The following is a 13,167-nucleotide window of genomic DNA, read 5'->3' on the forward strand; positions in this document are numbered from 1 at the left end:
GAGCTATATAAATTGTGAGGGGTTACCGATGGATGAAATAATAAAGGAGTTACAAAAGTTAGGTTTTTCCCAGTACGAATGTAAAGCGTATATTGGACTATTAAAACATTATCCAGTAACAGGTTATGAAGTGAGTAAACAAACAGGCGTACCCCGTTCAATGATTTATGAAGTACTTGGCAAGTTGATGGATAAAGGAGCGGTGCATATCGTTCCTTCTGAACCAGTGAAATATGTACCAGTGCCAGCTACGGAATTAATGGATCGAATGCGAAAAGATTTTGAAAAGTCCTTTGAATTTTTAGACCGAAAATTAAATTGTTTAGAACAAGAGCGACAAATTGATGTAATTTCGCATATTCGCTCAAATGATCGTGTTTTGAAAGAAATATGCAATATAATTAATAGAGCAAAAGAAGAGTTATGGATTTCTGTATGGGAAGATCAAGTGCAAGAGATTGAGCCATTCATTCATCAAAAGGAAGCGGAAGGCGTACATATTTTTTCAATTTTATTTGGTGCTCCAGAAACAAAAATAGGAGCGACATTTCACCATAATTATATGACACCTCACGTCGTTGAAAAGAGAATGGGTGGTCATTTAACTGTTATCGCGCGTGATGGGGAAGAAGTATTAATTGCTAACTTTTCAAATGATAGCACTTCATGGGCCGTTACAACGTATGATCCAGCTTTAGTTCTCGTCGCTACAGAATATGTTCGGCACGACATTATGGTGGAAGAGATTACGAAGGAGTTTGGAGCTGATAAATTAGATACATTATGGCGTGAAAACATAGATTTAGTTCATGTCGTAACAGGAAAACGTACTATAGAAGAAATGGAGGGAGATAATGGTGAATAAAGCTCAAGCACATATGACACTGCAGAGCGATGATTCATTTCAGCAAGGTGTAAAGGATTGTTTACCAACTGTATTTGGATATTTGAGCATCGGTATAGCGGCTGGTGTTATTGCGAAAACAGCAGGTTTCTCGATCATAGAAATTGCTTTTATGTCCACATTAATTTACGCAGGTTCTGCTCAGTTTATATTAGCGGGTATGTATGCAGCGGGTGCCCCAGCCTCGGCAATTATTTTTACTGTGTTCTTTGTTAATTTACGTCACTTATTAATGAGTGCTGCACTCGCACCTTACTTCACCAAGATACCTCTTTTTAAAAATTTAATAATTGGTTCGCAAATTACAGATGAAACTTTCGGCGTTGCAGTGCAACAAGCAGCACAAAAAGGCCATTTAGGCGAGAAATGGATGATGGGACTTAATGTAACAGCATATTTAAATTGGATTTTAGCTACAGTTCTCGGAGGGCTTTTTGGAGAGTGGATACCAGATCCTCATACGTACGGAATGGATTATGCGTTACCAGCGATGTTTATCGGATTATTTGTACTTCAGCTAATAAGTAGTAAACCGAAACTAGCCATTCATCTAAGTGTTGCAATTGTAGCGATTATTATCGCATACGTTTCACACTTATTTATGCCAGATAGTATAGCAGTTATTATCGCAACACTTTTAGCTGCGACAATCGGGGTGGTGATTGAAAAATGGAAGTAAGATTGGACGTATTATTCCTTTTACTAGCAGCCGGAGCTGTCACACTCGTACCACGTATTTTACCTCTTCTCGTATTTAGTAAACTACAAATTCCAGACTGGGGTTTAAAATGGTTAAATTACATACCAATTGCGATATTAGCAGCACTTTTAGCACAAGTATTATTTATGCATGAGACAGTGCAGTGGGATTATATCATTGCGGCAATTCCTACATTTTTCGTAGCGATATATACTCGTAGTTTATTAGGAACAGTATTAACAGGAGTCATTGTAATTATTTTGTTACGTTTATTTTTCTAAAAAGGATTCAGCTCATATAATAGCGAAAGGTGTAATAACATGAAATATATAGGGGTGGTGTTATGATACTTTTAACGATAGGAGCAATATTGTTAACGTTGTTTATTTTTTTTATTATCGGCTTTATTACGTTTATGATGTTTGTTGATAAGGCGACACCTCAAATTTATTACACACCTTGTGAAACTATGACAATAAAATCTAAAGGTAAAAATAGAAGGAAGAAAAGTTGATGTTGGGCTTTTCTTCCTTTTATTTTTACATTCCTGAAAGAACTAACAACAATAATCCAAATAGAAAACTAATAGAAGAAAGGAAACCGATAGATATGGAAAAAATACGATTGTTCTTCCATTCGCGTGCGAAAACGATAAATCCTAAAACGCAAAGGAAAAACCAAATAGGTAGAAATATAAATCGACTAACTTTCTCAGGTAGTAATGAATAAAAATTTGTTAAATATAATATCCAATTCGTAAAAAATAGAGCACATACGATGAATGATTGTAAGTATGGTCGGTTTAGAAAATTTCCTTTTTTAACCGTCATAAAAATGAGAGCTAATGCTGAAATGAAGGGAATTATTAGGAATATGAGTAAAAGTAATGTAAGTGACATATAAAACTCCTTTATCATATTGTTTGCGTAAGAAACGAATCTATTAGGTTGTATGCTTGCTTTGTAGAGTGCTCGTTATATTTTTCAGTGTACGGATTTAAAAATCCATGTTCACCGTGTAGTTGATTTATTTCTAATAAAGGATTATTTTGTTGCTGCAATGTTTGGATTAAAGAGGATACTGAAAAACTAGCTTCTTGTTTAGGGAAAATAAGTAATGTAGCACATGTAGGTTTAATGTGAACATAGTCACGTATACGGGAACCGTAACATCCAATGATAAAATCTATTTTTGGATTGTTACTACAGAGCCAAGCGATGGTAGCCCCAACACTAAAGCCGATAAGTCCTATATGCGTGTAACTATTGGAAAGGCAAGTAATGAATTCTTCAATTTGCTCTTTTCCATTATCAAATCCAATGTGGTTCATAAAATGTTGATATGCTTTTTCCTCATCACTATAATGAAATACATTTTGTAATTGTAGAAGGTTAGGACAAAATACATCTATATGAGATGTAGTGAAGTGGTCTATAACATGATGCATATGATCATTCACACCGTATATTTCATGAACAACAACGAGAGCTAGTTTTTTCTTCATAGTTACAATGTACCTCTCTGAAACTTATATTCTTTCTCAACAAGGCAGATGCGCAGGTGGAAATTTTCATACCATTGCTCACGGCCTCTTTTTTTCGCTTCTTTATGTAAGGCGTTCCTTTTCCAATTTTCAATTGCTTCAAGTGACTCCCAATAAGAAATTGTAATTCCGAGTCCCGAATTATCACGTGCACTTTCGACACCTAAAAATCCAGGTTGCTGTTTCGCAAGTTCCTCCATTTTTTCGGCAACGGTACTATAGTCTGTTGTATCATTCGATAGATTAGAAGTGAATATAACCGCGTAATAAGGGCTAGTTTTTTGTGGATTAGTTCCCATTATCTTTCCTCCTTAACATATATGGTACGAATGTTCAGTTCATAGTTTGTATTGTAGCACGTAATAACAAGAACAGAAGCAGGAAGCTTCTGTTCTTGTTCAGGTGCTGAAAAACAGGGGTGAGAAGGAATATACAAATTAAGTGATACAAAGTAAGAAAAATGCCACTTCAAAAAAAAGAAGTGGCATTTTTTATATTTCCTCTAAGCTATTAACTGGAACCGTTAATTCGCGTTTTGGATTTGTTACTTCATATATGCGGGCGGTTTCGTTGCTTTCATCGACGTGTTGAATCATAACAGGCATGCCTTGAAAACTGACATTGGCTTCTTCAGATGACTCGGAAAGCTCTTTTGCGCGTTGTATATTCATTTATATTCCTCCCATCATTATTATCTTTGCAAAAAAGGAGGAATAATATACCATTTCGAGACATTTTTAAAGTTTTTGTATTATTTGTAATGTTTCTTTAATAAAAGAAGAAAAGATGGAATCCGGGTAGGATTGTATCTTTTGAGCGGCTTCTGTAGCTTCCTTCAGAGCCCTTTTTTTATCGTTAAGTTTTACATAACAAAGGGCACGATATGCACCTGCTGTTGTAAGCCACGCTTGATCAAGTGGATGGTTCATATAATCCGGCATGATATCACGTTGCAATGCTTGTAAAGCTTCCTCGTAACGTTTCAATCCGTATAAAGCTTTTCCTTTTTCAAGATAATACAATCCGTCGTCTTGAAAAAGTGGCTCATCTTTTAGTTTCTCTCGAAATTGTTCTAGATGTTTTAATGCGATTGTATATTCATTAGTAATCGTGTTGTAGTAGTAAGCTTTTAAAATATCAATAATCGCAATGGATAGAGTATCTTCTGTAAAAATGGCAAATTGCTCAGATTTTTTTATGTAATATAAATATTGTTCTTTATCAGCTGTAATGACTTTTTGGTAAGATAAAATCCGATAAAATTCGTCTGTTTTAAAATATACTTGATGCTTTTTTGAAAACTCGAGTGCCTCTAATATTGTTTTTTCACATGTTTCATAATCGCCGCATGCTAGTAAAATGATGGCTTCATATAAACATAACTCGATATGTATAATGAGATCCATTTCTAAATGTTTCTCCTCATAATCATTTCTAATACTAGCTATAAGTTGTAAACATTCACCATACTTTTTACGTGTGAATATCGTAAAGGATAATTTTAATTTTGTTTCCGTACTGTCCCGGTATAACGTATATTTTTCAAAAATAGAAGTAGCCTTTTCAACGTAATATTCAATGTTGTAATCTTTCATAATCGCCGCAGCTGTTACAAATTGTTTATATAAACGAGCGGTATTTAAAGTAGAAGGTAGCTCTTTTTGAACGATAGGTAGTAAAGTCTCATATACTTCATCACATTTATTTGCCTTTATTAGTTGTTCCATTTGTTGAATGATTTCTACAATTTCTACATCATCTTCTTCTAGTAAAAAACTCGTTTCGCATCCAAGTTTTTCAGCGATGTATTGTAATGTTTTCATGGAAGGTGTAGCTTTTCCATTTTCAATTTGACTTAACATACTTTTTGTCAGTTCTGAACCTGCTAATTCAGTTTGAGTAAGCTTTTTTTCTTTTCGTAACGTTTTAATTTTCTCGCCGAGAGTAGCCATCATATGCTCCTTTATAATCAAAAAGTTAAATATAATTAAACTTTTCGTTGTAAAAATTGGAAAGTTTTATATATAATAAGTTTAACACAATTTAACTTTTAAAGGGAGAGTGTCATAATGGGGGATGTAAGTATAGGTCAAAATGATTGGAAAATGAAGATTGCAACGAGAAATATTATTTTAATGATGATTGGAAAAATGACGTCCTTGTTAGGGGCGGGTATTTATACGTTTGCAATGGGATTATACGTATTAAAGACAACTGGTTCAGGAATGGGGTTTGCAACTACTCTTATTTGCGGGTCAATACCAAGAATGATCTGTGGCCCAATTGCAGGTGCTGTAGCTGACCGTGTGAACCGAAGATGGCTTGTAATTGGCACTGATTTATTAAGTAGCTTAACAATGCTTATCATGTTTATTCTTGCTACTATATTTGGACCATCACTTCTGTTTATTTATGTATCAGCGGCATTATTATCAATTTGTGCAAGTTTTTATTCTGTTTCATTAACTTCGTCTATTCCTAATTTAGTAGATGAGGAGCGTATTCAAAAAGCGAGTGCTTTAAATCAGACGGCATCATCTTTATCGAATATTTTAGCGCCGATTATTGGAGGAGTTGTATTTGGTTTCTTTTCAATCAAAACATTTTTCCTGTTAAATAGTATTACATTCTTTTTAGCAGTTATTGTACAATTATTCATCGTATTTGATTTATATAAAAAAGAATTGGCCGAAAGTAAAGAGCATTTCTTGACGAGTATAAAAGAAGGTTTTTCATATGTGAAACGACAGCATGAAATATATGGTTTAATGAAAATTGCAGTAGGGGTAAACTTTTTTGCGAGTGCACTTTTCGTTTCGCTTCCATATATTATTATTAAAAATTTGCATTTATCCTCGAAGCAACTCGGTGTTGTAGAGGGAATGTTAGCAGTCGGGATGCTAATTGGTGCAATTGTTTTATCAGTACGTAAAGAAGTGAATAATCCGTTTCGCTCTGTTTATATTGGACTGTTTTTATTTGCGGGCTTGAGTTTATGCACAGTCTTTCCGTTGTTAGTTATCATTCCGAAAGTAGCAAGTTTTATTTACTATATCACTTTTATGATTTTAACCGGTATATCAATGATGGTTGTAAATATCCCGATGCAAGTACATATGCAAAAGACGACAGATCCAAACTATTTAGGACGTGTATTCGGTCTACTTGAAACAATTTCTACTGCAATCGCACCGCTTGGAATGATTGTATATGGATTATTATTAGATATGTTACCGACTAGCATTGTTATGATGACATTAGGTGGAGGATTATTGTTAGTTGTATTAGTTGGAGTAAAGCAGCATATGGCGAAAAAACAAGTGGATGTATCGGTTTAAAAGAAAATTTTAACAATATAAAAATGACCATATTAGTATTTTAGTTTTTGAAACTCCTTTTCATGTATGTTACAGTAAAGTGAGCAGGCAAAGAAAAGGAGAAAACATCATGAGAAAATTAAGTTTTGTAATGCTTTTTCTGTTAGTCGTAATGACTGGATGTAGTAATTATGACACGTATATTGAAACAGGTATGCAATCATTGAAAAATGAAAAATATAGTGATGCGATTATGTGGTTTGAAAAAGCGGAAAAAGAGAAATCAGGAAATGAAGCGAAGGCATATAAAGAAGTCGCTCAGTTACTAGATCGCGGTGCGACAGCATTAAAAGACGGTAAGTATTTAGAAACGAAAGATATTGCAAATGAAGTGTTACAAAAGAAAAAAGATGATGCACTTGAAAAAGCTGTGACATCAAATACAGAGAATATGCTTCAAAAAGCAAAAGATGTGGAAGAGAAAGTAAATGAAAGAGTAGCGAAACGAAAAAAGGTAAATGAAGAAGGAATCGATAAATTAATTAAAGCTGTTGATAGTATAGATGATGTAAAAGAAAAAGAGAAAAAAGTTTCAGAAGCATTAGATAAGGCTGAAGAGGCACAAGCAAAAATTGAGGATAAGAAAAACAAATAGAGTTATAGTTTAAAAGGCTGTCGTGTATAACGACAGCCTTTTAATTTTTTTCTGCAAAAGAAGTAATACTATGTAGTAAAAAAGAAATTATTTTAGAATTCCATCTGTCCTCATGATGAATGGTATAAATATTACGCTGAAATTCAAAATCAGGGATCGGTATATAGCATAGCTCATTTCGTTGTACTTCTTGCTCAATAGCAAGTTTTGAAATAAAGGCAACCCCATTACCATATTTTAAAATTTGTTTCATCGTTTCTAATGAATCTAGTTCAATTTCTGATTGGAATGTAATGTTATGTGCTAACGTCCATTGTGTAAGTAAATCTCTCGTTGTAGATGGGTTACGATGCAATAATATACGTTCTTTTTCGATATCTTGTAATGATACATTTGTTCTTTTAGAAAGATGATGTTCTTTGGAAAAGGCAAGAACAAGTGTATCAGGCATTACATTCATTTGTTTTAGAAGTGGTTCGTCAAATGGTGCCGCAGAAATTACCCCGAGATCAATTTCATGATTTTGTAGCATCGTTCGAATTTCAGGAGCTGTTTTTACTATGAGTGTTATTTTTATATTTGGAAATTCGCATTGAAATTGGTGAACAACTTCTGGTAAAAGATAAGTCGCGGGTACATAACTAGCACCAATTGTTATAGCGCCTTTATTAAAATCTTTAAACTCTTGTGTGACCCGCCTAGCTTCTTTCATAAGTGCATCTATTTTACAAGCATAATGATGCAATGCCTCGCCAGCTTCTGTTAAGAAATACCTTCCGGAACGTAATTCAAATAAAGGCACACCAAGTTCCTCTTCTAAGCTTTTTATGTGAAACGTAATAGTAGGTTGTTTAACGCCAAGTTTTTCTGCAACAATAGTAAGCTTTTTGTATTTCTTAATAAGCACTACAATTTCTAATTTTAAGAGATTCATGATAAGTTGGCCCCTTTTTCTTCTAACTATAGAAAAAATCTATAGAAATAAATAGTTTATTAGAGATTTTTTAATTTAATCTTTACAGTACATTAACATTCAGTATAAAACTTCCAGATAGAATGAAAGCAGGTTAAGAATGAGGGGAGAGAGGTGAAACGATGGATATTAAAATTCATGGATTAGAAAAGGCATTTGGGAAAACACAGGCGTTAAAGCCGTTACAGATTGTAATGAAAAAAGGGGAATTCACCACACTTTTAGGACCTTCAGGATGCGGGAAAACGACTTTACTTAGAATGATTGCAGGGCTTGAGGAACCGGATAAAGGTGAAATATATTTTGGAGATAAGTGCATGTATTCTTCTGCTAAAAAGATAAAAACATCTCCTCATGAGCGGAATATCGGCATGGTATTTCAAGATTTTGCTTTATGGCCGCACATGACTGTATTTGAAAATGTTGCATTTGGTTTAAGGGCTACAAAGCAAACGAATCACTTAAGAGAAAAGGTAGAAGATGCGATAAAGCGAGTTCGTTTGCAAGGTATGGAGAAAAGATATCCGCATGAACTCTCAGGTGGACAGCAGCAACGTGTCGCATTTGCTAGAGCAATTGTAACGAAACCTCATTTTATTTTGTTCGATGAACCGTTAAGTGCACTCGATGCAATTTTGCGAGAAGAAATGCGATTAGAACTTATGGACATCGTTCATTCAATTGGTTTAACGGCATTGTATGTAACACATGATCAAACAGAAGCTATGTCAATGTCAGACCAAATTATTGTCATGAAGCAGGGTGAAGTATTACAAAAAGGAACACCAGAAGACATTTATGTGAAACCGTCTCATGAATTTGTTGCAAAATTTATTGGTAAGGCAAATTGGCTTGTAGAGGGGAAAAAAATGATTCGTCCAGAGCATGTGAGCTGGACAAAAAATGACTTGTGCGAAATGTATACAGGTGAAGTTCAGCACGTTACATATGTAGGAGAACGTTATGAAGTGAAAGTAAACATGGGGACACTCGGTGTATGGACAGCTTATCACAATAGTAAGCTAAGCGTTGGTAAACCGGTATCGTTATATGTACCAAAAAAATGTATTCATCATATAGGGGGAGAATCGTATGAAGAAATTCAGTTCGCTTAAGTCTTTATTTGTATGTACTTTACTATTTTCTGCTGTAGTAACAGGTTGTAGCTCAAAGACAGGCAGTGTAGATGCAAAAAATAAAAACGCTAATGAAAAGAAAATTGTTGTATATAGTGCAGGACCAAAAGGATTAGCAGAAAAAATTCAAAAGGACTTTGAAAAGAAAACAGGGATAAAAGTAGAAATGTTTCAAGGAACAACAGGTAAGATTTTAGCAAGAATGGAGGCTGAAAAGAAAAATCCAGTCGTTGACGTTGTCGTACTTGCTTCTTTACCAGCGATGGAAGGATTAAAAAAAGATGGGCAAACGTTAGCTTATAAAGGAGTAAAACAAGCTGATAAGCTTCGTTCTGAATGGTCGGATGATAAAGGACATTATTTTGGATATAGTGCTTCAGCATTAGGAATTGTGTATAACACAAAAAATGTGAAGACAGCACCTGAAGATTGGAGCGATATAACGAAAGGAGAATGGAAAGGGAAAGTGAATCTTCCAGATCCAGCACTTTCAGGTTCAGCTTTAGACTTTGTAACAGGATATGTGAAAAAGAATGGACAAGATGGATGGAATTTATTTGAACAGCTTAAGAAAAATGAAGTTACAGTAGCTGGGGCAAACCAAGAAGCGTTAGACCCAGTTGTAACAGGTGCGAAAGATATGGTAATTGCGGGTGTTGACTATATGACGTACAGTGCAAAAGCAAAGGGTGAACCGGTTGATATCGTATATCCAAAAAGCGGAACAGTCATTAGTCCACGTGCAGCAGGCATTATGAAGGATAGTAAAAATGTAGAAGGTGCAAAAGAGTTTATTGATTATTTATTATCAGATGATGTGCAAAAACAAGTTTCTAAAGCGTATTTGTTGCCCGGTAGAAAAGATATAAAAGCTGAAAATAGACCGAATGTAGAAGAGATTCCAGTATTAAATATTGATTGGAAAACAGTTGAGAAAGAACAAGATGAAATAGCAAAACAATTTAAGAAAGTATTTCAATAAGATGGTGATTACATGGTAAATCGATTCGTAACAGTAAGACAAGTTGGAATGACAGTAGCGTTGTTACTTGTGGCGATGTTAATCGTCATTCCGATTTTTCTCATTTTATTTTCTAGTGTATATGAAAATAGCAGTTGGAATTTTTTAAAGCCTTTTGAAGTCATGCAGAGTGGTGGATTAGCTGGAATTTTTCTAAATTCGATGCTTCTAGGTGTACTCGTTGTAATAGGAGCTACAATATTGGCGTTTCCATTGGCGTTCATTATGAGCAAAACAGATGTAGGAAAGTATAGTAAGTTAGATATTGTTTTTATGATCCCATTTATGACCCCGCCCTATATCGGATCGATGGGCTGGATTTTGTTCATGCAACCTAACGGTTATTTTGAACAATTTTTTCCGGCTTTAAAGCCGATTTCATCATCGTTTTTTAGTTTAGGCGGTATGGTTTTAATTATGAGTCTGCATTTATTCCCATTCCTTTACTTCATGTTGAAAAACACGTTACTTCAGATTGGGAGTAGTAAAGAAGAAGCTGCAGCAGTTCATGGTGGAAGTTTTTTCTATCGTTTAAGAAAAATAATACTACCGTTATTGTTATCAAGTTATGTAATGGGCGCTTTACTCATTTTCGTAAAGACGATTGCTGAATTTGGAACACCAGCTACATTCGGACGTAGAATAGGATTCCATGTGTTAACATCTGAGATTCATAAATTTATCTCTAGTTGGCCGATTGATTTTGGCAGTGCCACAGCATTATCTTCTTTATTACTTAGTGCGTGTATGCTCATTTGGTATATGCAAAATGTATTGAATCGAAAGTATACATATGCAATGGTTAGTGGAAAAGGTGTGAAATCTAAAAGGTATACTTTGTCTATATTTGCGCGCGTTATAGCATGGGTTTATGTAATTGGCTTACTAATAGTAGCAATTGGAATCCCATACTTTTCTATACTTATTGCTTCTTTGTCGAAGTTAAGAGGCGGTGGCTTACATTTTAATAACTTTACAACAAGCCATTATGAAGCATTATTTACAATTGGTTCTCCGGGATTAGAAGCTTTATGGAACAGTTTTCTTTTTTCACTCGTAACGGCGATTGTTGCTGTAATTATTGGCGTATTTTTGGCGCTTATGATTCGAAAGGGGAAAAAGTCCTCTGAAAAATGGCTTGATATGTGCGGCATGTTACCGAATATGGTACCAGGAATAGTGATGGTTGTAGGGCTTATTTTATTTTGGAATTCACCCTATATGCCTATGTCAATTTACAATACACCAGTCATGGTTATCGTAACGTATGTTGTTCTCTTTTTACCTTATACGGTGCAGTATGTAAAAGCATCGCTCGGACAAATTGATGATTCTCTTGTACAGGCAGGAAGTATTTTTTCCGGGAATTATATTTATATTTTTAGAAAAATAATATTGCCGCTTATTATTCCAGGAATTCTTGCTGGATGGGCGATGACATTTACGATTTCGATAAGAGAGTTAGTAGCATCGCTTCTCGTACTACCTCCATCAGTAGAAACGTCAGCAACGTTTATTTTTGCTCAATTTGAACAAGGAGAAGTATCTATAGGAATGGCAATGGCTGTTGTTTCTGTTGGGCTTACAACAATGTGCTTATTACTTCTGCAACATATGGAGCAAAAACGAAAAGGGGTAGCATGATGAGGATGGAAGTATGGGGAGGAGCGGGAGAATACGGTCGTTCCTGCTATTTTGTAAAAAATAAAGAGACAAAAATAGTATTTGATTGTGGTATTAATCGATCATATGAGGATAGTTATCCCAAAATAGAAAGAGAAGTTGTTCCGTTTTTGGATGCAGTATTTTTATCACATATTCATGAAGACCATACGATGGGTTTACCTTTATTGACGAAGTATGGATATAAGAAAAAAATTTGGACGACTCGTTATACGAAGGAGCAACTTCCAGCTTATTTTGAAAAATGGGGAAACTACAATCTTTCAAAAGGGTGGAATTTACCTTATAACGATCAAAATATTAAAGATTTAAATTATGTATGTATTGATGAGATTAGTAATCCAAATGAATGGATACAGATTACACCGACGTTGAGGTTTCAATGGGGGTATAGTGGGCATGTATTAGGAGCTGTTTGGTTTTTAGTGGATATGTGTAATACATACGTATTTTATTCTGGTGATTATTCAGCAGAATCTAATATACTACGAGCTAATTTACCTGAAAATTTGCGAAGCGATATAAAAATTGCAATTGTAGATGCCGCTTATCACACTGATGATGTTTCACAAAAGGAACGAGTAGACGAATTATGTGCAGAAATTGAACGAGTTGCTCAAAATAAAGGAACAGTATTACTACCACTGCCCTCACTTGGTAGGGCGCAAGATATAGTATTTTATTTATATGAACGATATAAAGAACTTCCAATTATAGTAGATAAAGAAATTTTGGCTGGATTTGAAGAGATGTTCATATATAAAGATTGGTTAAAAAATAAAGAAAAACTTGAACGGGTTGTGGAGGTTTTAAAAAGAAACATAATAGTTATGGATAATGACATTTGTATGCAAAATAGTTACGGAATAGTTGTAATGAGTGATGCGAATATGCAAACGAAACGAGCACAGTTGTATTATGAACAACTTCGGCATGAAGAACGAAATTCGATTATCTTTACTGGACATATTGCTAAAGGAAGTTTTGCAGAAAAAGTTTTGAAGGAACGTGTAGGTAAAGAATGTAGGGTGAAGCGAGTTCCATATAAAGTTCATCAAAGTATAAGTGACGTTAAGGAAATGTTAAATACACTATTACCAGAACATACGGTGTTAGTACATGCTTTGAAAGAGGATACGGATCGATTACAACAAAAGCTAAGCACAGCAGGATATGAAAATGTGTATTCACTTGCAATGGAATGTGTAGAAGTCATATAAAATGTAAAGGAGATT

General features: G+C 34.6%; 16 protein-coding genes. 10 read left to right on the plus strand and 6 right to left on the minus strand.

Annotated elements, in window-relative coordinates:
- Positions 1-28 precede the first annotated feature (28 nt).
- The 4 genes from MKX37_RS08400 (at position 29) to MKX37_RS08415 (ending at position 2,118) form a co-directional block, all read left to right on the plus strand.
- A complete protein-coding gene (locus MKX37_RS08400) occupies positions 29-865 on the plus strand; it encodes a TrmB family transcriptional regulator (RefSeq protein WP_016119964.1) in 837 nt (278 codons plus the stop codon).
- The gene (locus tag MKX37_RS08405; protein ID WP_002126646.1) at positions 855-1,583 is read left to right on the plus strand and encodes an AzlC family ABC transporter permease; all 729 of its coding nucleotides are present in this window, start codon (positions 855-857) and stop codon (positions 1,581-1,583) included. Before MKX37_RS08400 ends, MKX37_RS08405 begins: the two co-directional genes overlap by 11 nt.
- A complete protein-coding gene (locus MKX37_RS08410) occupies positions 1,574-1,885 on the plus strand; it encodes an AzlD domain-containing protein (protein ID WP_002086437.1) in 312 nt (103 codons plus the stop codon). Before MKX37_RS08405 ends, MKX37_RS08410 begins: the two co-directional genes overlap by 10 nt.
- A gap of 62 nt (positions 1,886-1,947) precedes the next feature.
- Positions 1,948-2,118 carry a DUF3951 domain-containing protein gene (locus tag MKX37_RS08415; protein WP_002011981.1) on the plus strand — a complete coding sequence of 57 codons (171 nt, stop codon included), beginning with the start codon at positions 1,948-1,950 and terminating at the stop codon, positions 2,116-2,118.
- Between the two features lie 25 nt (positions 2,119-2,143).
- On the opposite strand, the gene MKX37_RS08420 is transcribed toward MKX37_RS08415, so the two are convergent.
- The 5 genes from MKX37_RS08420 to MKX37_RS08440 form a co-directional block, all read right to left on the minus strand.
- The gene (locus MKX37_RS08420) at positions 2,144-2,503 is read right to left on the minus strand and encodes a hypothetical protein (protein ID WP_002126648.1); all 360 of its coding nucleotides are present in this window, start codon (positions 2,501-2,503) and stop codon (positions 2,144-2,146) included.
- A gap of 14 nt (positions 2,504-2,517) precedes the next feature.
- Positions 2,518-3,108, minus strand: coding sequence for a dienelactone hydrolase family protein (locus tag MKX37_RS08425; RefSeq protein WP_002126652.1), 591 nt, complete (start codon positions 3,106-3,108; stop codon positions 2,518-2,520).
- Positions 3,109-3,110: 2 nt separating this feature from the next.
- Positions 3,111-3,446, minus strand: a complete 336-nt coding sequence (locus MKX37_RS08430; RefSeq protein ID WP_002126653.1) for an antibiotic biosynthesis monooxygenase family protein — start codon at positions 3,444-3,446, stop codon at positions 3,111-3,113.
- Positions 3,447-3,638: 192 nt separating this feature from the next.
- Positions 3,639-3,818: an H-type small acid-soluble spore protein gene (locus MKX37_RS08435; protein WP_001025736.1), complete on the minus strand. Its 180-nt coding sequence runs from the start codon at positions 3,816-3,818 to the stop codon at positions 3,639-3,641.
- Between the two features lie 66 nt (positions 3,819-3,884).
- Positions 3,885-5,099, minus strand: a complete 1,215-nt coding sequence (locus MKX37_RS08440) for a helix-turn-helix domain-containing protein (RefSeq protein WP_002126655.1) — start codon at positions 5,097-5,099, stop codon at positions 3,885-3,887.
- A gap of 117 nt (positions 5,100-5,216) precedes the next feature.
- Here MKX37_RS08440 and MKX37_RS08445 point away from each other — a divergent pair, with 117 nt between their 5' ends.
- Both MKX37_RS08445 and MKX37_RS08450 read left to right on the plus strand, forming a co-directional pair.
- Entirely contained in the window at positions 5,217-6,485 is a 1,269-nt protein-coding gene (locus MKX37_RS08445; protein ID WP_002031019.1) for an MFS transporter, read from the plus strand.
- Positions 6,486-6,594: 109 nt separating this feature from the next.
- Positions 6,595-7,119: a DUF4398 domain-containing protein gene (locus tag MKX37_RS08450; RefSeq protein ID WP_002126658.1), complete on the plus strand. Its 525-nt coding sequence runs from the start codon at positions 6,595-6,597 to the stop codon at positions 7,117-7,119.
- Positions 7,120-7,159: 40 nt separating this feature from the next.
- On the opposite strand, the gene MKX37_RS08455 is transcribed toward MKX37_RS08450, so the two are convergent.
- Positions 7,160-8,053: a LysR family transcriptional regulator gene (locus MKX37_RS08455; protein WP_002126660.1), complete on the minus strand. Its 894-nt coding sequence runs from the start codon at positions 8,051-8,053 to the stop codon at positions 7,160-7,162.
- Positions 8,054-8,214: 161 nt separating this feature from the next.
- On the opposite strand from MKX37_RS08455, the gene MKX37_RS08460 reads away from it, so the two are divergent.
- From MKX37_RS08460 to MKX37_RS08475, 4 genes are read left to right on the plus strand one after another with little or no spacing between them, the layout of a single operon-like run.
- Positions 8,215-9,207, plus strand: a complete 993-nt coding sequence (locus tag MKX37_RS08460; RefSeq protein WP_002126662.1) for an ABC transporter ATP-binding protein — start codon at positions 8,215-8,217, stop codon at positions 9,205-9,207.
- Positions 9,185-10,210 (plus strand): ABC transporter substrate-binding protein, encoded by a 1,026-nt coding sequence (locus tag MKX37_RS08465; RefSeq protein WP_078421927.1) that lies wholly within the window; start codon positions 9,185-9,187, stop codon positions 10,208-10,210. Before MKX37_RS08460 ends, MKX37_RS08465 begins: the two co-directional genes overlap by 23 nt.
- A 12-nt stretch (positions 10,211-10,222) precedes the next feature.
- Complete coding sequence (locus MKX37_RS08470) at positions 10,223-11,893, plus strand: ABC transporter permease (protein WP_078421925.1); 1,671 nt, start codon at positions 10,223-10,225, stop codon at positions 11,891-11,893.
- A complete protein-coding gene (locus tag MKX37_RS08475) occupies positions 11,890-13,152 on the plus strand; it encodes an MBL fold metallo-hydrolase (protein ID WP_016126747.1) in 1,263 nt (420 codons plus the stop codon). The genes MKX37_RS08470 and MKX37_RS08475 overlap by 4 nt, the downstream gene beginning before the upstream one ends.
- The last annotated feature ends 15 nt before the right edge of the window (positions 13,153-13,167 follow it).

Origin of the sequence: Bacillus sp. FSL R5-0709, assembly GCF_038004785.1 — a bacterium.
Lineage (GTDB): Bacteria > Bacillota > Bacilli > Bacillales > Bacillaceae_G > Bacillus_A > Bacillus_A mycoides.